The sequence below is a fragment of the Peptoniphilus sp. HCN-40583 genome, assembly GCF_037892835.1.
Lineage (GTDB): Bacteria > Bacillota > Clostridia > Tissierellales > Peptoniphilaceae > Aedoeadaptatus > Aedoeadaptatus rachelemmaiella.
The window spans coordinates 1-21,127 of sequence record NZ_JBBKBU010000038.1 but is presented as its reverse complement, the minus strand read 5'-3'; the positions used below and the strand labels follow the sequence as shown (position 1 = coordinate 21,127).

At 49.4% G+C, this 21,127-nt stretch carries 17 protein-coding genes; 2 read left to right on the top strand and 15 right to left on the bottom strand.

Features of this window, described 5'->3' with window-relative positions; genetic code table 11:
- Nucleotides 1-54: 54 nt before the first annotated feature.
- Entirely contained in the window at nucleotides 55-1,248 is a 1,194-nt protein-coding gene (locus WKT05_RS10105; protein WP_340413995.1) for a hypothetical protein, read from the bottom strand.
- Nucleotides 1,249-1,292: 44 nt separating this feature from the next.
- On the opposite strand from WKT05_RS10105, the gene WKT05_RS10100 reads away from it, so the two are divergent.
- The gene (locus WKT05_RS10100; protein ID WP_340413994.1) at nucleotides 1,293-2,078 is read left to right on the top strand and encodes a zinc dependent phospholipase C family protein; all 786 of its coding nucleotides are present in this window, start codon (nucleotides 1,293-1,295) and stop codon (nucleotides 2,076-2,078) included.
- 26 nt (nucleotides 2,079-2,104) lie between these two features.
- On the opposite strand, the gene WKT05_RS10095 is transcribed toward WKT05_RS10100, so the two are convergent.
- From WKT05_RS10095 to WKT05_RS10030, 14 genes are all read right to left on the bottom strand, one after another.
- Complete coding sequence (locus WKT05_RS10095) at nucleotides 2,105-2,392, bottom strand: hypothetical protein (protein WP_340413993.1); 288 nt, start codon at nucleotides 2,390-2,392, stop codon at nucleotides 2,105-2,107.
- A complete protein-coding gene (locus WKT05_RS10090; RefSeq protein WP_340413992.1) occupies nucleotides 2,379-2,552 on the bottom strand; it encodes a hypothetical protein in 174 nt (57 codons plus the stop codon). Before WKT05_RS10090 ends, WKT05_RS10095 begins: the two co-directional genes overlap by 14 nt.
- A 212-nt stretch (nucleotides 2,553-2,764) precedes the next feature.
- Nucleotides 2,765-3,622, bottom strand: coding sequence for an ABC transporter ATP-binding protein (locus WKT05_RS10085; RefSeq protein ID WP_340413991.1), 858 nt, complete (start codon nucleotides 3,620-3,622; stop codon nucleotides 2,765-2,767).
- Nucleotides 3,623-3,634: 12 nt separating this feature from the next.
- On the bottom strand, nucleotides 3,635-4,732 hold the full coding sequence (locus tag WKT05_RS10080) for a hypothetical protein (RefSeq protein ID WP_340413990.1): 1,098 nt from the start codon (nucleotides 4,730-4,732) through the stop codon (nucleotides 3,635-3,637).
- Nucleotides 4,729-5,952 carry a hypothetical protein gene (locus tag WKT05_RS10075; RefSeq protein ID WP_340413989.1) on the bottom strand — a complete coding sequence of 408 codons (1,224 nt, stop codon included), beginning with the start codon at nucleotides 5,950-5,952 and terminating at the stop codon, nucleotides 4,729-4,731. The genes WKT05_RS10080 and WKT05_RS10075 overlap by 4 nt, the downstream gene beginning before the upstream one ends.
- A gap of 67 nt (nucleotides 5,953-6,019) precedes the next feature.
- Nucleotides 6,020-6,661, bottom strand: coding sequence for a hypothetical protein (locus tag WKT05_RS10070; RefSeq protein WP_340413988.1), 642 nt, complete (start codon nucleotides 6,659-6,661; stop codon nucleotides 6,020-6,022).
- A 105-nt stretch (nucleotides 6,662-6,766) separates the two neighbouring features.
- A complete protein-coding gene (locus tag WKT05_RS10065) occupies nucleotides 6,767-7,369 on the bottom strand; it encodes a response regulator transcription factor (RefSeq protein ID WP_340413987.1) in 603 nt (200 codons plus the stop codon).
- The gene (locus tag WKT05_RS10060; protein ID WP_340413986.1) at nucleotides 7,341-8,903 is read right to left on the bottom strand and encodes a hypothetical protein; all 1,563 of its coding nucleotides are present in this window, start codon (nucleotides 8,901-8,903) and stop codon (nucleotides 7,341-7,343) included. The genes WKT05_RS10065 and WKT05_RS10060 overlap by 29 nt, the downstream gene beginning before the upstream one ends.
- Before the next feature lie 266 nt (nucleotides 8,904-9,169).
- On the bottom strand, nucleotides 9,170-11,227 hold the full coding sequence (gene fusA / locus WKT05_RS10055) for an elongation factor G (protein WP_340413985.1): 2,058 nt from the start codon (nucleotides 11,225-11,227) through the stop codon (nucleotides 9,170-9,172).
- Between the two features lie 179 nt (nucleotides 11,228-11,406).
- Nucleotides 11,407-12,384 (bottom strand): 1-aminocyclopropane-1-carboxylate deaminase/D-cysteine desulfhydrase, encoded by a 978-nt coding sequence (locus tag WKT05_RS10050; protein WP_340413984.1) that lies wholly within the window; start codon nucleotides 12,382-12,384, stop codon nucleotides 11,407-11,409.
- Nucleotides 12,385-12,392: 8 nt separating this feature from the next.
- Nucleotides 12,393-12,995 (bottom strand): histidine phosphatase family protein, encoded by a 603-nt coding sequence (locus WKT05_RS10045; RefSeq protein ID WP_340413983.1) that lies wholly within the window; start codon nucleotides 12,993-12,995, stop codon nucleotides 12,393-12,395.
- A 3-nt stretch (nucleotides 12,996-12,998) separates the two neighbouring features.
- Nucleotides 12,999-16,088 carry an isoleucine--tRNA ligase gene (gene ileS, locus WKT05_RS10040; protein WP_340413982.1) on the bottom strand — a complete coding sequence of 1,030 codons (3,090 nt, stop codon included), beginning with the start codon at nucleotides 16,086-16,088 and terminating at the stop codon, nucleotides 12,999-13,001.
- A gap of 224 nt (nucleotides 16,089-16,312) precedes the next feature.
- Entirely contained in the window at nucleotides 16,313-16,729 is a 417-nt protein-coding gene (locus WKT05_RS10035) for an RrF2 family transcriptional regulator (RefSeq protein WP_340413981.1), read from the bottom strand.
- A 35-nt stretch (nucleotides 16,730-16,764) separates the two neighbouring features.
- On the bottom strand, nucleotides 16,765-18,069 hold the full coding sequence (locus WKT05_RS10030; protein WP_340413980.1) for an NAD(P)H-dependent oxidoreductase: 1,305 nt from the start codon (nucleotides 18,067-18,069) through the stop codon (nucleotides 16,765-16,767).
- A gap of 144 nt (nucleotides 18,070-18,213) precedes the next feature.
- Here WKT05_RS10030 and WKT05_RS10025 point away from each other — a divergent pair, with 144 nt between their 5' ends.
- On the top strand, nucleotides 18,214-21,087 hold the full coding sequence (locus tag WKT05_RS10025; RefSeq protein ID WP_340413979.1) for an insulinase family protein: 2,874 nt from the start codon (nucleotides 18,214-18,216) through the stop codon (nucleotides 21,085-21,087).
- Nucleotides 21,088-21,127 lie beyond the last annotated feature (40 nt).

Below are 21,127 nucleotides of genomic sequence, written 5' to 3'. Positions count from 1 at the left end.
AGCAGCCGCATCGTCGGCTGCTTTTTTTGTTTCAGGTTAATTGTCTGGACCGCCTTATTCGTGGTGGTGGCCGCAGCAATCGTCGTGATGATGGTCGTGGCCGCAACAGTCCTCATGATGGTGTTCATGATCGTGGCTACAACAATCGTCATGATGATGGTCGTGACCGCAACAGTCTCCATGGTCATGGTCGTGGTCGCAGCAATGATCCTCTTCATCTCTTTCGTAATAGGCGGCCAATTCGTGGATTTTTTTGTGAATGGCCTCGTCTTTTAATATGGCGTCGAGGTTAATGTAGATTTCCATGGCGAAGTCCACATTGCCTTCTTCCTCCGCCTTTTCGGCGACACGCTTTAAAATTTCCACTCGATCCGGATCCAAAGTGCCTTGAATGTTGCGCTCTTTCAGGTAATTTAAGAAATCTTCCTTCGATGCCGGCGTGGGATCGCCGAAACGCTGACCGATCATCAGGAGATTCCCTTCGGCGGCGTCGTTGTCCGGATCGTAATCCTTGGCGATCATGCTCATGGCAAGGGCCAAGGCCGGTCTGTTTTCCTTAAAGAGGAAATAGCCCTCGTTGGAGAAACACTGGGAGAAATCCGATGCGAGATAGGCCGATTCAAAGGCCTGTTGATTGTAGGCCTTCGCCCTTTCCATATCCCCTTCCTGGCGAGCCACCTTCGAAAGGGTCAGGTAATTGGCCGTGGACATAGGGTTCACCGCCAAGGCTTTTTCCAAATACCTGCGGGCGCCGTCGTAGTCCTTTAATTCCGCCGCCACGCCGCCGCGAAGGGTAAGCCACATATCCACCTCGGGCCCTAAAATGGGCAGGCGATCGCCGTCTCGTTCCACGCGGCAAATCACTTCTTCCACCATGGACTGGAAGGAGTAAAATTTTTCGCCGCTGTCCAAGGCTTCGAGGGCCGTTCTTAAAAAATCCACCTCTTCTACCATGCGGTCGATAAATTCCTTGGCCCCTTCCATGTCTTCGTCCAATGTTTTGGCGAAAACCGCATCTAATAGGGTATAAAACTTATCGATGCCGGCGCCGTCTTGTTTGAGGCTGCGGTAGTCGCCGCCTTCTGTGCGGTGCTCGGCCATAAGCTGTTGTCCGTAAGTTAAAAGCTTTTGGGCCAGTTCCCCTTCCCCTGCCAGGGAAAGCTTTTGTACTTCGTCGTAGATGGCATTTAAATCCTCTACATAATCGCCTGTCAGGCTGTTTATAAAATCATTGTATTGTTGTTCCATTGATACCTCCACCTATAGTATACCAAAGCTCGAAAGGAGTTGTTATGGCCAGTCTCGTTACCCATTATTTTTTTGCACAGCGCCTCTTGCCCATCTTGCCCGAAAAGGCACAAAAAATCATCGCCGCCTACCCCGATCACTACGCCCTGGGCGCTCAAGGGCCGGATATTTTCTTTTACTACCTGCTCTCGAAGAAACATAAAATCGGCGGACAAATTCACGGCAAGCCTCTCATGGATTTCATCGCAAAAAACGGTGATTGGATCCGCAAGGGGCCCGTCCCCTCCCCCACTTGGGCCTACTTTTTCGGTTTCCTCACCCATTTTTCTCTGGACATGACGGTTCATCCCTACATCGATCGGGTGGAGGAGAAAATTTCCATCGACCACGTCACCTTGGAGCGGGACTTCGACCGGGTGATTTTAGAAGAAGAGGGCTACGATCCCACGACCTTTCTCTGCCGAGATCTCCTGCCTGCCCCCGCCACTGTAGCGGAAGCCGTCGCCCCCCTTTACGCAGCCTACACCATCAATGGCCACGACGCCCGCCGGGCCCTGGCCTCGTTTCGCATGGGCCAACAATTTTTCCACGTGAACGATTTAAAGGCCTACAAACGCAAACACAAGCTCCTGAAGGTAATTGGCGTGGACGATGTTTTCGGCGGCATGCTATTAAATCCAAAAGGCTATGAGGATTCCGTCTACATCACCAATCCCGTGATGAAAGAGCTCATGACGCTGGCCTACCCCATTGCCGGAAAAGCCGTGGCGGCCTTCACGGAGGGCGGCGAGTATCCGACCTTTTTCCAATTAAATTTCAACGGACAGTAAAAAAGGCCTCATCCTTCGATGAGGTCTTACAACATTCTTCTTAAAACGACGAAGCAGATCAGTGCGCCGATAAGCAAATGGCCGGTCACCAGGCCCCAGGCCTTCTTCTTTACGAGATCCGCAAGTTCCATGAGCCAAAAGACGGCATAGAGTCCTAAGCTGATGAAAACTGCCGGCAGGGAAATCCGGCTAATCCACACAAAGAGAGGATCCGGATAGGCGCTTTTTGTAAGGATCATTAAAAGAAAGCCCCCGAAGCCCACCATGGCGAAGACGAGGGCCGCCTTTTTCACGAGGGATTTAAGCTTGTTCATGATGAAATACCTCTTTCACATGGTCGATGAAATCATAAGCCGACGCCACGAGCAAAATGGAGCAGAGAATCCGAACCCAAATTTTATCCGATTCATCTAATACGTTTGAAAAGATAAAAAAGCGGCTGACGTCGTAGAATAAGAGTAAATAGCGTTTCATAAACTTATTTTACAACGGCCAAAAAAATATGTAAAGGCATCCTTTCTGGGTGACCCCATAAAACGGACTTAATCGAGCAAGCATTTCGCTTGCTCGATCTTGTTTTACATAACATTAGTTCTATGCGGATTTCATTGTTTAACTCCCACCCCAGGTTTTTAAGATTGTTTTAGGTTAGTTCAACCGCAGGCCCTTTTTCATGGATGCAGTGCCTAAATAACTTCGTTGCGATGAAGAATATAGTAGTCTTCAAGATTCGCTTGGACGGGACGGGCGCCTTCCAAGGTGCTGCCTGTGTAGCGAATTTTTAAATACTCCCCTTCATAACGCATCCGAATAATTTGAATCTTTTTTTCATAAGCCGCCAATTCCGTAAATGGAAGCATCGTCTCAAACACAAGGCCCTCCATTTTTTCGATTAACTTATCCGACGTGGTTTTGGCCCTGATTTTTCCGTCGTTTAAAATAATAATGTTTTTTGTAATGGCTTCAATGTCGGAAATAATATGGGTTGAAAAAAGAATGATCTTGTCTTTGGACATATTGGACAAAATATTTGAAAATCGAATGCGTTCGCCGGGATCCAAACCGGCCGTCGGTTCATCTAAAATTAGGATTTTCGGATCGTTGAGTAAGGCTTGAGCGATGCCGACTCGCCGCTTCATTCCACCGGAAAAAGTCGATACTTTTTTGTTCTTCACATCCTGAAGGTTTACAAAAGCAAGAACCCGGGGGATTTTTTCCTTCAATTCCCTTTTACTTAATCCCTTTAATGCGCCCATATAGGTTAGAAACTCACCGGCCGTAAAGCCGGGAAAGACCGCAAATTCCTGGGGCATGTAACCTAAAAGACCACGATACTTCCCCTTCAACTGAGAAATGTCCTCTCCCTCGTAGAGGATATGGCCCCTCGTCGGCGTATCTACGCCGACCAATAACCGCATCAAGGTAGACTTACCGGCGCCGTTGTCCCCTAAAAGCCCATAAATTCCGGAATCCAGTTCCATGTTCACATCCGAAAGAGCTTCTTTCTTTCCAAATTTTTTGCTTAAGCTTTCAATTTTTAACATAATCAGCGCTCCTTATGCTTCACCAAACGACTTCCTTTTTCCCAACCACAACCCGATCCATAAGAGCGCCCCGTAAACCATTGGGATGATCAGTGAAAGCAAATAACAACCTTCAAGCCCCGGAGAAGATACGCGAGCGCAAAGGCCTTCAATATTTATTAAAGCCAATGGAGAGAGGAAGAAGAATTTCCCGGTAACGGGAGACGTCCACAGGGATTGAAGCAAGAAATGAATGGACACATAGGCCAGAACGAGGGAAAAGGAGACCTTGACGTCTTTGATTCGATCGCCTAAAAAAAGAAAAAGAAAAACAAGGCAAAAGGTCAATGCGAGGCCGTTTAAAAATTTATAGATAAAATACTGAAGATAGGTCACCTGAATAGGAAAGAGGAAAAATTCTCTTGAATTTTGAATGAAAAGGTCTCGGCCGTCGCTTCCGTAAATAAACAAAACCAAAAGAGAAAACAGAGCCACGCCGCCCACATAGGTGAAGACGCCAATTTCCAAACCGTTGATCAGCCGAGCCTGAAAGAGTTTTTTCTTCCCGTAAAGGGTGGCTTCCACCATGTCCTTCGTTTTGAACCGCTCGTCTTCTTTCATTACCGGAACGAGGAGAAAAAGCAAGGACAAGGCGACGGCGTAAAAAATCTTATCGAAGTTACGGAGGAGAACTTTCCAACCTTCACAATAGCCGATAAGTAGCCGGTCCATTGGCTTTGCTCCTTGAGCTTGACCTGCCTTTTTTATCAGATTCATTCGATACTCGAAAAAGCCTTGTGCTCGGGGTTTTTTTCCCCGGAGAAGAGCGTCATTTACACTCTCCACCGGCAAAAACTCGTCGATATCAATATCCTCTTTGATCAAATTTTCTTGAGGCAAGTCGTACTTTGCGATTAAATTCTCTACTTTTTTATCGTTGTACCAGTTCTCCACCATCAGGTAGCGGTATTCCGTACCGTCAGAAATTTCCACGTGCAAGCTCTCTTGAAGATACCTCATCTGTTCCGCCTTGATAAGGCAGATCGACGAAAGCAACAAAAACAGACAGAGGACCGGAAGGTAGGGGAAGGGAAGCATTCTTTTTCTATTGACTTCCAGTAAAAACTTCATTTGCCCTCTCCTCCTTTTAAGTAATAGCGGTTCATTATCGGCATGGCCAAAATTCGGCTACTCGCAATGTAAATCAAAGACAGAAAACAGGCCATCGCCGTAAAGGGATAGACGTGGTTTTGAAGGACAAAAAGCTTGGACGCGGAGAAATCACCTCGCACAAAGTTTTGCGGCGTAAAGTAGGCCAGAGTATTCGCCCAAGGCTGCGGCGAATCCGCCCACTTCTCAAGCCAAACAAAAGCGAGCACCAAGACGAGCAGGGAGACTTTCGACTTGCGAAAGACCAGGGAGAATAAGAGAATGATATTGACCACCACGAGAACGGCGGCAAAACCGGATAAGGCTTCCAGAAAATACCCTTGCCAAGTAGTGAGGTTGAAAATCGCCGGTCCGGCATAAAATTCGATGGAGGCATCGGCTCCGTGAAGGGAATAAATCATCCCGTGGTAGAGAAGTAAAAAAAACAAATAAGCGAGGTACGCGAGTCCTGCAAATAATTCTGCCGCCCTTACCTTGGCTAAGTAGAGGGAAAGGCGCCCATTCTTCGCGTGCACATCCATTTCAGTAAATCCCTGCGCTTCGTCGGCCGACGTTAAGGAAGACAAGGCGAGGGCCAAGTAGATTAAAAAAATATTAAAAGTCATGTGCAGGGCATCGCCCATGTAACGCCAGCCTTCGTTGTAAGCATAGTAAAGGGGCGTTTTCACTTCTCCGGCTTGGCGAAGAATGATTTCAACCTCCGACCGGTCGTAGGACCGATACGAGGTGTGAGTCCATGAACCAATGGCCTTTAAGCGATCTTGGTAAAAATTTTCAATCCCTTGGTCGCTCATATGAATTGAAAAGTCCTGGATTTCAATCTCTTTCGGAAAATTCAAACTTTGCGCGAGCCACTGGAAGGGATAAATCAGCTTCAAGCCCAACTCTTTTTCTTCCGTTCGTGCGCCTTCCACAAAGTCTTTTTCTTTGCTTTCGTTGTAAAGGGTCTGGACCTTTTTCATTTGCTCTTCGGTTAAAAGGCCGTCGTATTTAATCCCTTCTTCTTTCATCAATTTCCAATAGGAAAGGCCGGAGCCAAACTTTCCTCCCTCTAATACCATGTCCAGGGATTGGCTATAGGGAAGAATCTTGGCCACACAAATCAACAAAAACAGGCACGCAATCAGGGCATTGTTCTTGGTCGCTATTTTTTTAAATTCCAGTTTTACGACAGCAAACATCGATTTCTCCCCTTTTCTCCTAACACAGGCCGACCTGTATCTGCTCTTCAAAAAGATTTTTTTGCCTTTATTGAACCGTCTTTTTCAAGTCGTAGTAAGACCCGGCAAAGACCACCTTCCATTCCTTCTCGCCATGAGGCTTGGCTAGTAGAAGTTCGTCATAGGACCCGTCCAGCCGCCTGGCTTCATAGACAAAGAGTTCGTCATTCTTAAGACCTTGAATCGGTCCTTTTCGCGCTTCCGCAGGGATGGTGCCAATCATTTCATCAATTCGGTAATCCACCGTCGGCTCAAAGACCAACTCTGCGTCATGATCGTTCTCGTGTCCCTCTTCCCTCGGTGGATAGATGTCCGGTCTTGATTTAATATAATTCGATACAGCTTGATCCAACTCGGCAAATAATTTCGGACTCCTTTCATCCCCCCTCGGCCCGAGGACGATGTCGCCGCCTCTGGTCACCGAACCGGACATACCTTCTTCGAGCCAATCCTTTCTGTTCTTCGCCCGTTGCTTGGCAATCTTTTTGTCCGCAGCAATGTCTTGCGGGCTTCTCTCATCGGGACCGTCCTGTGTTTTACCTTGGCTATCTTCACTTTTCCTTTGGTCCTGCACCATGGAATAGGTGGATTCTTTTTTTAGATACAGCGCCGAGGCCAGAACGACTAAAACTACAAAAATTCCTAAAACCACTTTTTTCTTGTTCATCATCTTCCATCTCCTTTTCTATTGATTATAGGCAATTTACACCTCGGTCACAGTTAACTTTTGTCCGAACTTTTCACAAAAAAAGAAGAAGGCTTGTGGCGCTTCTTCTTAAAAGGGATCGATATAGCCGATTTCTCTGGCTTTTTGTACCATTTCTTGGTAATTCTTTACGTTCAACTTGCCGTAAATGCGATTTAATAAAACGGCCAGGGAAGAGGTGGACATATAGGCTTCTTTCGCGACTTCTTTTCGTGATTTTCCCGAGGCATAGAGGCGGAGAATTTTTAATTCGTTTTCCGTGAGCTTTTCCTGAAGATGTTTCTTAGAAGAAAAATACCTTTTGTTCTCCAAGCAAACCCCTCGTATCTTCGCTAAAAGACTTTGGGTCGACTCTTCTTTCGAAATAAAACCCATACAGCCCATATCCTTGGCCTTTTCCCGGTAAAAATCAAGATTATAGCCCGACAAAATCAACACTTTTGAACCGTAATCCCGTATCAACGCTTTGCTTAACTCCAGACCGTTTTCTCCCTTCGCCATACCGTCCAGATTAATGTCTATAAGAAGAAGATCGTAGGTCTCTTCTTGTAATTTGCTTTTTATGTCTTTCATTTTCTCCGGAATGTCCACCCGAATTTCCCCGCCGGATTCTAAATCCATCTTCAAGCATTGGGCCAGCATTTTATGATCTTCGATTAACATAATCTTCATAGATCCGCTCCTTTTTAATCGGTACATTCACATGGAAGGCCAGGTATTTTTCCTCTTCTCCTCGGCCCTCTTCTACCCGAAATACTCCGTCCAGCCGTTTGGTTTCGAAATCCAATAATTTCAAGCCGGTGCTCCGGCCCGCACCGTCCTCCAAGTAATCGCCGTAATTTATCATGGACAGATGAATCTCCTTTTGTTTTTCCTCCAAATGAATTTCGGCGTAATCGCCCTTTCCGTGCTTGAAAAGATTGCTCACCAATTCGTAAAGGGCTTTATACAGAAAGCTGTCGTATGGACCGGGCACTGAAAATTCCTCGGAACAAGTGAAGTCGATTAGTATGCCCCGATTTTGGTACTTGTCTTCCAAATCCCTAATAAGGCCGTAGTAATTGTTGCTTAAGCTTTCCTTCGAACTTAAGATTGGATCATAGGCATTCAATTCTTGGCGGATTTTTTTAATGTTGTTCGAGAGAATTTCCAGAATTTGATCCCTCTCGGAAAAAGACGGGGCCTTTTGAACCAGCTTATGTACGAGAATAATGTCCTGCAAAATCATATCGTGGAGAAAACGAGTGTTTTTCTCGGAGTAAAGCCGCGCATACTTATCCAACAGGAGATTTTCCTTTCCCCTGTTCAAGAGGCTGCCTATCTCTTCCCGGCTCAGGTCGCGGTAATTGAAGTAATTGGAGACCATGACGAAAAACGCGCTCAAGTAAAGGGAGAGAAAGAAGATTTCGGTAAATTTCCTTGGAAAACCATTGACGATAAAAAGGATGAGAAAAAGCACAGAGCAAAACTTCGCCCACTCTTTAAAAGACGGGACAAAGGCTTTGAGGGATAAACGACACGCTTTTGTAAGCAAATAGATTAAGATGGCGGCTAAGACGGCCATCATATAAAATTCCTCGTAATTCTCAAAATAATTCCATAGGGAAGAGAGATAGAAACTTCCCCATAAATACAAGACCAAAAAGACCGCAGTTGACATCATAATCCGGTAACTGTAAAGGCCCCGCCCCTGTATTTCTTTCTTTTTGACCAGGATAAAAAGAAGGGGAAACAAACAAAAAATTAAGTAGACCCCCATGTATAGAAAGTTGACCTCCAGAGAAGAAAAGGTCGATAAAAGATAGATCGCTAAAAAAGCGAGGAGGGTCAAAAGACGAAAAGGACCGAAGTGAAAATTTCCTTCTAAGACGATATCCATATAGGAAAAGATCAACTGCAGGGCAAAAAAATAGCGAAGAAGAATGTCGTTGTGTAGATATGCTACGATGAAATCTTCCGAGATAAAATAAAGGGGAATCAAAAGCAGAGTAGTACAAACCCGATAGACGTAATTTTTTTCTCTCTCCTCCAACAGAATAAAGAAAGAGATAAAATTCGTGAGCGTAAAAAGACCGGTTAAGGCAACGATATGAAAACTGCCGCCACCTTTTTTTACGGCAACTAAATAAAACCAATAAAGGGCCAGCTGGGTTAGGCTATGGCTCCAAAGCAAGATCGGTTTTTTATACGGCAAAAATCGATTCACGGCTTCCTCCTCACGTCCATTAGTCTCTATTTTAATCATACTGAATTGAAAAGGAAATTTCACCTAACTTTTGTCCGAACATCATTGGAGCCGTCTTCCGATGTTTGATGATTGATCTAAAGTTAAAGTGGATTCCTCGCCTTTCGGCAAAGAATTTGCTCTTGCTCAACGCAAAAACACGCCACAAACTAAAGTGACCCCCAAAGATTGGATTTCTTGGTCCAATTTTTGGGGGTCAGTGCAATCCTTTCGGATGCCTTTTTCATTTATTCTCTGTTTGCTTTTTCGATGATTTCTTCCGCCAGTTGTGCGGGAACATCTTCGTAGCGAACGAATTCCATGGTGAAGGAACCGCGGCCTTGGGTCATGGCCCGTAGGTCGATGGCGTATTCATACATTTCCGCTTGCGGTGCTTCGGCCATAATTAATTGACCGCCGCCGGGTTGTTGGTCCATCCCGAGGATTCTGCCGCGGCGCTTGTTCATATCGCCCATGACATCGCCCATGTATTCGTCGGGCACGGCCACTTCAACGGCCATAATGGGCTCTAAGAGCACAGGTTTCGCTTCGGCAATCCCCTTCTTAAAGGCGATGGATGCCGCCATTTTAAAGCTGACTTCGTTGGAGTCGACATCGTGGTAGCTGCCGTCGTAGAGCACGGCCTTGACGCCGGTAACGGGGAAGCCGGCGAGGACGCCTTTTTCCATGGATTCTTCCAAGCCTTTTTCAACGGCGGGGAAGTAGTTTCTCGGCACGCTGCCGCCGAAGACTTCTTCGTCGAAGACAAAGCCTTCGTCGGTGGGTTCGAAGCGAATCCATACGTCGCCGTATTGGCCGGCGCCGCCGGATTGTTTCTTGTGTTTCCCTTGAACCGATGCGGTGCCGCGAATGGTTTCTCTATAAGGCACGATAAAGGGCACTTTCTTCACTTCCACGCCAAAGGTGTTCTTTAATTTGTCTAAGATGACGTCCAAGTGAACATTGCCTTGGCCGCCGATGGTCATTTGTTTCGTTTCGGCGTTGCGATTGATCACGATGCCCGGGTCTTCGTCTTGAAGCTTTCGAAGGGACAGGGTGAGCTTTTCTTCGTCGTTTTTCGAGGCCGCTTCAATGGCATAGAAGTAAACCGGTTGCGGCATTTTTACGCGCTTGTAAACCACTTTGTGGGCCTTGTCGCAAAGGGTGTCGCCGGTTTTGGTGACGGTGAGCTTCGAAATGGCACCGATGTCGCCGGCGTGGATCACATCCACGGGGACTTGTTCCTTGCCGCGAATTACAAAGGGGCCGGTGTTCTTTTCATCTGCATCTTGGGAGCTGTTGTAGAGAGCCGTGTCCTTGGTCATGGTGCCGCTCAAGACTTTGTAGATGGAAATTTTACCAACATAGGGGTCGGTAATGGTTTTAAATACAACGGCGGAGAAAGCCTCGTCGTCGGAAATGGTGTGTTCTTCGCCGGATTCGTAGCGGAAGCCGGTGTGGGCACGCTCGTCGTCGGGTGCGGGCATGTAGTTGACGATGGTGTTTAATAAAATATCGATACCGATGCCTTTTTCCGCACTGCCTACCAAAAGAGGTACGGCGTCGCCGTTAATGAGGGCGGCGGTAACCCCGCGGAGCAATTCGTCGCGGGTGAATTTTTCGCCGCTGAAGTATTTGTCCATGAGGACTTCGTCGCTTTCGGCGACCACTTCGGCGATTTCTTCGTACATACGCTCCGTGGCTTTCACTTGATCGTGATTTAATTCCACTTCTTCCGGGGCGGCGTTTTTATATTCAAAGCCTTTTTGGAAAATAACGTCGGTGACGCCGACAAAGCTGTCGCCTTCGCCGATGGGGACGGAGAAGGGGATAACTTTCTTGCCGAAGAGGCTTTCGATTTGTTCCATTAAGGCGCGGAAATTAACGTTTTCTCCGTCGATCTTGTTCACGAAAATAATCCGCGGCAAGCCGATTTCTTCCGTATATTTCCACATTCTTTCCGAACCCACTTGGACACCGGCGGTGGCGTCGATAATCATCAATGCCGCTTCGGCCGCTCTCAAAGCGCCCATGGCTTCGCTGATAAAGTCCATGTAGCCGGGCGTGTCGATAATATTTAATTTCATCTTTCGCCATTCGATAGGAATAATGCTGGTGCCGATGGACGTTCCCCGTTCTTTTTCTTCTTTAGAGAAGTCCGACATGGTATTTTTTTGATCCACATGTCCGATTTGTTTCGTGGCACCGGATTGGTACAAGAGCGCTTCGGTTAAATTGGTCTTGCCCGATCCGCTGTGCCCGACAAGGGCCAAGTTACGAACTTCTTTCGTGTTATATGCTTTCATTCAATTATTCCTCCTATCGTGCGATTTCCTTACGGAAACGTTTTTATGGTTACAATTATATCATAGCCCGATGAGATTTGCATTCATCCTCCCCTCTTCTTGTCATAATTTATAGTCGCGGCCGCCCTCAGCGCTGTTTTTGCGCCACGAAAAAAACGAGCCGAAGCTCGTTTCTCTCTTTATTCTTTTCGCAACAGGGCGCGAATTTGGCTTTCCGTCCATCCAAAGGCGCCGCCGGAGTGGATGAAGAGGATGTTTTTATCCGCCTCCCAACGGCCTTTTAAAATTTCCGAAACAAGGCCGTACATGGCTTTGCCCGTGTAGACGGGATCCAAAATAATCCCCGTTTGGGAGACGAAGTCCCAAATAAATTCCAGCTCTTCCGGCCGGCTTAATGCGTAGCCTCGGCCCACGTAGTCGTCGATAACCGTGGCCTCGGCGGAAATGCTCGTGCCCTTTAATTCATTCATCTCACCCACGATACGGGGAAGCAATTTTTCCTCGACGACAAAGGCCGGTGCGGCGACGGAAATGCCGACAATGTCTTTGTTCGACTCCCTGAGGGCGTTGGCGTAGGCGAGGCCTGCAAGCATGCCGGCGCTGCCTGCGACGCAAGCCACCACATCAAAGGTAATGCCCATGTCTTTTTCCCGGGCGAGGATTTCGTCGAAGCAGTCCACATAGCCGAAGCTTCCCAGGCCGTTAGAGCCGCCCATGGGAATAATCAAGGTCTTCTTTCCTTCTTGGTCCAGTTCTTCTTTCCACGCCGCCATGATCCCGCGGTGATTGGCGTCGTAGGCTTCTTGGCTGATAAAGCGCACCTCGGCACCGGCCAGGCGATCCAAAAAGAGATTCCCTTCATCGGGGGCATCGTCCGGCCCCACTAAAAGCAAGTGGCACCCAAAGCCCAGGCGGGCGCAGACCATGGCCGTGGCTCGGGCGTGGTTGCTTCCCACGGCGCCGGTGGTAATAATATCCGTGGCGCCCTCGTCCAGGGCCTGTTGAAACAGGTATTCCAACTTCCGAATTTTATTGCCCGTCACCGAGACGCCGGTCATGTCGTCCCGCTTAATAAACAAATTTGCCGGCAGGTCCGCATCCATGAGCTGTATCGATTCGATACGCGTCGGCGTATTGGCTAAAGATAATTTTTTCATTGAACACCTCAATAAGACAATCCATCTTCCGCATCGGCCCGTCGGAGCACCTGCCAGGTGCCCTTCTCGTAGTTGCAGATGCCCAGGCCCACGGGAGCCGCAATGGGCCGGGACCAGAAATCCTTCACCGCCACTCCTTCCATGACGTGGTAGAGGGCCCGTATGCTCACGCCGTGGCCGACGATGAGCACGTGGTCGTAATCCGACGTTTCAAGCCTCATGAGAAAGGCTGAAAGCTTCTCGTAGAGATCGTAGAAATCCATTAGGCCTTCGCGATGATAGGCATCCGGCGCGTTTAAATAAACTTGGGCCAGAGGATCTTTCAATATATCTTTAAAAAGCATGCCTTCCCAAGGACCCAAGGGCAATTCCCGCAGGGCCTCTTCTTCTATAATGGGCACGGCGCGGGATTTCAGCAAGCCTTCGGCCGTTTTTCGCGCCCGCATGAGATCCGAAGTGTAGCAGCAATCGAAGGGCACGGAGGCCAGGCGTGCCGCCATGGCGTCGATGGCCGCCTCCCCCTCCCGGGTAATGGGCGAATCCATTTGTCCCTGAATGCGATCTTCTCTGTTCCACTCAGTTTCGGCGTGGCGCAGAAGATAAAGCTTCATGGTTTAGATGCGTGTAAGAACAAAGGCAATGGTGCCGTCGTTTAAATCGGTCTTTTCCGCATCCACGGATTTCAGTTCCATGGCATCGGCCAAAGTTTCTTCCATGATTTGTTCTTTCGCCTCTTCCAAAGCGGCCTTTACATCGCCTTCGGCGTCGTATGCGATGGCAATGTGGTCGGTGACTTCGTAGTCGTTGGCCTTCCGTTGTTTTTGAACCTTGGAGACAAATTCGCGGACATAGCCTTCGGCGATTAATTCTTCGGTGAGTTCCGTATCCAGGATCACGAAGAGATTGTCTTCCATGCAGACGTCGAAGCCTTCTTTCGAGGAAATGTCTACGAGTACGTCGTCAAGGCTGACTTCCGTGTCTTCGCCGTTTAAGTTCATGGTGACGCTGCCCTTCTTCAGCTCGTCGTAAAGGGCCTTGGCGTCGCTTTGTGCCAATTGTTTTTGGAAATCTTTGATCTTAGGACCGAACTTTCTGCCCACTTCTTGGAAATTGGGCTTTAAGCTGTAGGCCATATACTCGGTTAAGTCGTCGGAGAAGACCAGCTCTTTCACATTGAGCTCTTCTTTAATTAAATCGGTGAGATCGCCGATGATGGGTTTTAAATCCCCGTCGACCAAGACTTCGCCCAAGGGTTGACGCACTTTGATCTTGGCGTTTTCGCGACCGGCGCGGCCCAAGGTAACCAATTGACGGACGATGGCCATTTTTTCTTCCAGCTTTTCGTCGATGGCCATCTCATCCACCGTGGGATAGTCCGTTAAGTGGACGCTTTCGCCGCCGTCTAAGGTTTGGTAAAACTCTTCGGCGATAAAGGGCGCGAAGGGGGCGATCATTTTCGCAAGGCCGAGGAGCACGTCGTAGGCCGTTTTAAAGACCGCATCCCTCGAGGGGGTGTCCGCTTCGTCCCAGAAGCGCCGTCTGTTTCTGCGGATGTACCAATTGGACAAATCTTCCGCCACGAAATCTTGAATGTCGCGAACCACTTTCGTCACTTCGTGAATTTCCATGTTTTCCAGCACGGATTTCAGGAGGCTGTTGTATTTGGAAAGCATCCAGCGGTCGATTTCGTCGTAGGCGACGTCTTTGATTTCTCTGGGATCCACGTCGTTAATGTTGGCGTACATGGTGAAGAAATTGTGCGTGTTTCTCAGGGAGCGGAAGAATTTCCCGTTCACTTCCCGAAGGCCGTCTTCGTCGAATTTCGTCGGCGTCCACGGCGGAGAAACGTACATGAGGTACCAGCGCACGGCATCGGCGCCGTATTTTTCGAAGAGCTCCGTAGGCGATACGGTATTGCCCCGGGATTTACTCATCTTCTTGCCGTCTTTATCCAAAATTAGGTCGTTGACCAAAACGCTCTTGTAGGGCGCTTTTCCGGTCATGTACGTGGAGATGGCCAAAAGGGAGTAGAACCAACCGCGGGTTTGGTCGATGCCTTCGCTGATGAAATTGGCGGGGAAGAGTTTGGCGAAATCTTCCTTGTGTTCAAAGGGATAGTGCCATTGGGCGAAGGGCATAGCCCCGGAGTCGAACCAGCAGTCGATAACATCCGTTTCCCTTTCCATGACGCCGCCACATTCGCAGCGCAGGTGTACGTCGTCGACATAGGGGCGGTGCAGCTCGATGGTTTCGTCGATGTCTTCGATGGATTCTTCCACCAATTGCTTAATGCTTCCGATGCTGCGAAGCTTGCCGCAATCCGGGCAGCGCCAGATCGGGAAGGGCGTGCCCCAGTATCTGGACCGGGAGATGGCCCAGTCGTTTAAGTTTTCAAGCCAGTTGCCGAAGCGCTTTTCGCCGACGAAATCCGGATACCAGTTGACGCCTTCATTGTTTTTCACCAATTGATCCTTCATCTTGGTCACTTCAATGTACCAGGAGGGGTGAGCGTAATAGATTAAGGGCGTCTTGCAGCGCCAGCAGTGGGGATAGTTGTGGACGATGGTTTCTTTGCTGAAGACTTTGTCTTGCATCTTCAGGTAGTCGATGATTTCTTCGTTGACGCTGTGAACGAATTGGCCCTTCCACTGGGTTTCGGTAAAGTTCCCGTCGTCGTCTACGGGTTTCACGAAGGCCAGGTCGTTTCTGCGGCCCGTTTGATAGTCGTCTTCCCCGAAGGCCGGTGCCGTATGCACGATGCCGGTACCGTCTTCCGTGGTGACGTAATCGGCGAGGACGACGACAAAGGCATTGCCGTCCACGTGAATTTGATCGATGAGTTGTTCGTAGCGGCGGCCCTCTAAATCCTTGCCCTTGACCACTTCGATGACTTCGTATTCATCTTTCAGCACCTTGTCCATAAGATTTTTCGCCAGGTAGTAAACATTGCCGTCGGCATATTTCACCTTGGCATAATCCACATCCGGGTGCACGGCCAATGCCACATTGGAGGGCACGGTCCAGGGCGTGGTGGTCCATGCCAGGTAGTAGGCATCTTCGTCCACGGCCTTGAATTTCATGGTGATGGTGGGCGTCTTGTCTTCCTGATAGCCTTGGGCCACTTCGTGGGACGCGAGGCCGGTGCCGCAGCGGGGGCAGTAGGGCAGGATCTTGTGGCCTTCGTAGATGAGGCCGTCGTTAAACATTTTATCTAAAATGTGCCAGACACTTTCGATGTAGCTGTTGTTCAGGGTGATGTAGGGATCGTCCAAATCGACCAAATAACCCATGCGGGCGGTCATCTTCCGCCACAGGCCTTCGTATTCGAAAACCGATTCGCGGCACTTTTTGTTAAATTTTTCGATGCCGTATTTTTCGATGTCTTGTTTGTTGTGAAGGTCCAGCTTCTTTTCCACTTCAATTTCTACAGGCAGGCCGTGGGTATCCCAACCGGCTTTGCGGTTGACGCGATAGCCCTGCATTGTTTTGTAGCGGCAAGTCAAGTCCTTTAAGGTTCTCGCCATGACGTGGTGAATACCGGGTTTGCCGTTGGCTGTCGGCGGCCCTTCGTAGAAAATAAAATCGTCGTTTCCTTCTCGAATTTCGACGGATCGTTTCAACAGATCCATGTCTTGCCAGAAGTCGACGATGCGCTTTTCACGCACGTCAGCGATGTCTTGGGACAGTGTTTTAAACTTTGCCATAATTCTCTCCTCTTTCTTCATAATCTATAAAAAAAGCCCCTTCGTCTGTTGACGAAGGGACGCTTTTATACGCGGTACCACCCTACTTATAGGATTCTATCACTCAAAGCCTTAACGCGGCGGACGACCCGTAGGGTTCTAAGGAAGGTGATGCGACTTCTACTGTAATGGCACGTCTCAGCTGCTGTACCTCTCTGTGAATAGGGAGCAAAAGTCTTCGGCTTCTATTTCTCGATGAAATTTGTAATTGTCATGTCCTTTAGACGGCTCACGATGTCTTTTTGCAGGCCGTAAATGCTGTGGTGAAATCTGCATCCCTGAATTTCTTCGGAATCAAAGCGGTTGCAATAAGGATCATTGGCGTGCATACAGCGGCTTAACTCGATGGGCCCGTCGATGGCTAAGATAATATCATACAACGATATGGATTCAGCCGGACGATTCAGGCTATAGCCGCCTTTCGCGCCGCGGCGTGACTTGGTCAGCCCACCTATGTTCAGCTTTCGCAAGATACGCAAAGTAAATCTGGAAGGCACGCCCATGGCCTCGGCAATCGTCGGTGCGCCGACAACCTGGCCTTCGTTTGCCGCTAAATAGGCGATAATGCGAAAGGCGTAATCTATTTCCTGTGTCAGCTTCACAATGTCACATCCTCCTTTATTTGTCAGGTACGATATTATACCATGTTTAAATTTTTCGGTAAAGCGTAAAAGCCATCGTGTTCCCGATTAAATAATTTTACCAAGGTGCTGTTTTGGTCTAAAACCACATCGTCCAGGCGGAGTCGGGCGCCTTTTTTTACGGGACGGGCCAGTTTCGTCTTGCCGACGATGAGCCCGATGGGCAGCAGATTTTCTTCGTAGGCCGTTTCGCCTTCCACCAAGGTGCCGTAGCAGGTGTCGGATCCGATGCCTTCAATGGCATCGCCGGCTTCCATGTCTTTTTTTGCGACGGCCACGGTGTGGGCCACATAGCCGACCTCCGGTGCGATGGTGGGTTCATTATACATAACAGCTTTTGCTATTGTCAAAGGGGTTTCGATATTTGTCAGGTGATAGGGCCGATAAAAAATGTAATTGGGCCCGTCGCCCATGGATAAATAAGGCATTTCCCGACGGATCATGGGCTCGTCGCTTTCCACCGATACGAAGACGCCTGGGGCGATGCCGTGCACGAAATTAACCGTGCCGGTGCGGTTCATCTCCCCGCCGAGATCTTTTGTGCGAAGCTTTCGGCTCAATTCATCGATGGTGGCGTGCATGCCCACGCAGCCGCCTTCATCGGGCAAAAGCCCCGTGGCATTACATACGGCATTGAGCTCGATCATGGTGTTGGTGGCATCGACAAAGGAGGTGAGCATGCGGGGGCTGATTCCCTTTTTCTCCGCCTCGTCTTTTAACGTCGCCGGCGTGGCCTCCACATTCATGGGATTGTTTTTTCCCTTTCCTGCGGCGACGACGCGAAAACCTAAAAAGGTCGCAAAGTTATACAGCTCCATAATGGCGCCGGGCTCATCTCCGGCCGTGCCCGTGTAGCAAAGACCTTTTTCCTTCGCCTTTTTCAAGAAGTAAGGCCCGAGGAGCACGTCGCATTCCACATTAAAGCTGATAATGTGTTTGCCCGCGTTCAGTCCGTTTTCATTGATGCAGGCGCCGGCTTCCGTGTTGCCGGTGCAGTCGCAAATGGCATCGACCTCATTTAGTCGCCATGCCAGGGAATTGTCTGTGGTTAAAACCATCTTCCCTTCATTGACTAGACCCTCCGCCTCGTTTGCATCGGCGGTAAATGTGTATCCGTCGTCCTTTAAGCCCACATCTTTCGCCTTGGCCAAAAGGCCTTCTTCTCTTCTGGACGACCAGAGGATGACGTCTATATTATGAATTGTTTTTAATTGTGCAACCAATCCCGATCCCATTAAGCCGGCGCCGACGACGGCGATGCGAATGGGACCGCGTTTAGACAAATCTTCTTGTAGTTTCATATTTGTCCTCCCATCATTCTTTAGAATTATAGCATACATTTTCCGTGTCTGTGGCACGAGGTGGCCACCGGCTTGTAATCTTAACGCTATTTTTGATTTTCACCGCCTGCTTCGGGTATGAATCATTGGAATAGGAGTGAATTTATGAACAGAAATTATACATTAATCGAAAAGCGAACCATCGACGAATTACACGGCGAGGTTTCTCTTTTAAAACACAATCAGACGGGGGCGGAAGTCCTCCTAATCGACAATAAAAACCACAACAAAACTTTCTCCATCGGCTTTAAAACGCCGCCGGAAGATTCCACCGGCGTCGCTCACATTGTGGAACACTCCACCTTGTCCGGATCGAGAAAATACAAGACCAAGGAGCCTTTTATGGACATGGTGGCATCCAGTGTGCAGACTTTTTTAAACGCCATGACCTATCCCGACAAGACCCTCTACCCCATTAGCTCCCGCAACGACAAGGATTTCAACCAGCTCATGGACGTGTATTTAGACGCGGTCTTTTACCCGGCCATGAAGGACAATCCGAAGATCTTTTACCAAGAAGGTTGGCATCCGGAGATTCAAGACGGTCGTCTCGTGGCAAACGGCGTGGTCTTTAACGAAATGAAGGGCGTCTACTCCGATCCCAACAATCGCATCAGCGACATGATTCGCGAAAAGCTCCACCCGACGGGCACCTATTCCCACGATTCCGGCGGCAATCCGAAAAATATTCCCGAGCTCACCTACGAGGATTTTTTGACTTTCCACGGACGCTACTACCACCCGTCCAACAGCTACATTCTTCTCGCCGGCGACTTGGATTTCGACGAGCGCTTGGATTATTTAGACAAAAACTATTTAAGCCACTTCGATTACAAGGACCCCGCCTCGGCCATTGTCGGCCACGATTTCTACGACGGCCTCGCGGAATTTCACGAGACCTACGATTTAAGTGAAGGGGAAGATCCCGCGGGGAAAAATTACTTCGCCTTCGCCCTCACCGCCAAGGTGGATCCCACGCCGGAAGATCTTCTTCTGCGCAATTTCTTCCAAGAGCTCTTCATCGAATCGGAAAACGGCCTGTTGAAAAAGCCGCTGCAGGCGGCGGGCATCGGCGAAGACGTGTACTCGGAACTTTCCGCCACCAACACCTGGGATTTTTCCGTGGTGGCCTACCGCGCCGATGAACATCGCTTCGAAGAATTTAAATCCATCGTCACGGACACCTTCACCCGCTACGCCGAAGAAGGCATCGACGAAGATGTCCTTGAAGCGACCCTTGAAAAATTTGAATTTACCGTTCGCCGCGGCGGCGGCAGCCACGCCGATCTAATCTCCTACATCGGCGCCTTAAACACCTGGCTCTACGGCCAAAGCCCCTTGGACGGCTTGGAGCTCTTGCCCCTTTTGAAAAAGCTCCGTGAAAAAATCGGCACGACCTACTACCAAGAAAAGATCCGGGAATTTTTCCTCGAGCCCACCCACCGCATCTTTATGAATGTGGCACCGGAGATCGGCAAACAGAAAAAAGAAGAGGCGGCCCTCGCCGAAAAACAACGGGCGAAACTTGCGGCCCTTTCCGAATCGGAGAGAAAAGACATCGAAACCTTAGTCGAGGACCTGAGGGCTTACCAAATGGCGCCGGATTCTACCGAAGCCAAGGCCACCATTCCGAAATTGGATTTAAAGGATTTAGGCGAGGGCATTACGAAAATTCCACGGACCGTCACGGAGATCGAGAAGGTGGCCCTGACGGAAAATCCGCTGAATACCAACGGCATCGTCTACACAAATCTGGCCTTCGACATGGGCCATTTGTCGGAAGACGAATTGGCCTACGCCTCTCTCTTAGGGGAAGTCTTGACGAAAGTGGCCACAGAAAATTACGACGAAGCGGCGCTGGAAACGGAAATCTTCCTCTCAGGCGGCGGCTTCACCTTCGATACGCCGGTGGAAGAAACCGCCGACGGATATAAGCCCTACTTCTTTATCTCCACCGGTGCCCTGCCGCGGCAGCTTCAAAGAGGCTACGCCGTCTTGGATGAAATCCTTACGAAGAGCCGCTTAACCGACACCAACAGGCTCAAGACCATTTTAGAGGGGCTCAAGGCGGACATCGCCAACACCCTCTTGCAATCGGGCCACCTCATCGTCTCCAATCGCGTACGCACCCACTTCAGTGAGGGCGCCTATGTGGACGACATGATGAACGGCCTGGCCTTCTTCGACTTCGTCTGCGACTTGGTGGATGCAAAAGATTACGCCGCCGCCGGGAAAAAGCTCGAAGACGTGGCGAAAAAGCTCTTTGCAAAAGATCGCCTCACCGCCAATCTCATCGCCGAGAAAGAGGATTTGAAAGCGGCGGAAGAGGCCATCGCGCCTTTCCTGCGATCCTTCAAACACCTCGGCGCCGAAGACTACACCGTGGCCTTTAAACCGGAAAAGGTGCGGGAAGCCTTTACTCTAAATTCCCAAGTCAACTACATTGCCAAGGGCGGCAATTTTAAGGCCCTAAATAAAGCCTACACCGGCGATATGGCCGTCCTTGCCAACGTCATCAGCAATCTCTATTTGCACCGGGAAATCCGTGCCAAGGGCGGTGCCTACGGTGCCGGCATTCGCATTGCAAAAAGCGGCAATGTGGCCACCTACTCCTATCGCGATCCCCATGTAAAAGAAACCATTCAAGCCTACGACACCATCGGCGATTTCCTCCGCGCCCTGAAGCTTTCCGACAGAGACTTGGCGGACATGATCATCGGCGTCATGAACACCTTCGATCCCCACATGGCCCCCGCCGCCTACGGCATCTTGGACTTTAAGCGGTTCTTAAACGGCACCGGCGTCGAATCCCTTGAGGCCCTTCGCCGTGAGGCCCTGGCCACCACCGTGGAAGCCTTAAGGGGCTACGGCGATATGCTGGACGCCTTAATGGGCGAAGAGCAAATGGTCGCCATGGGCTCCGAAACCGCACTAAAAGAAGCCGATGCCTTCGATCGCTACGAAAGTTTAAATCGATAAAGAAATCCCCCCGTGGGGATTTCAGAGTGATGACAAAGGG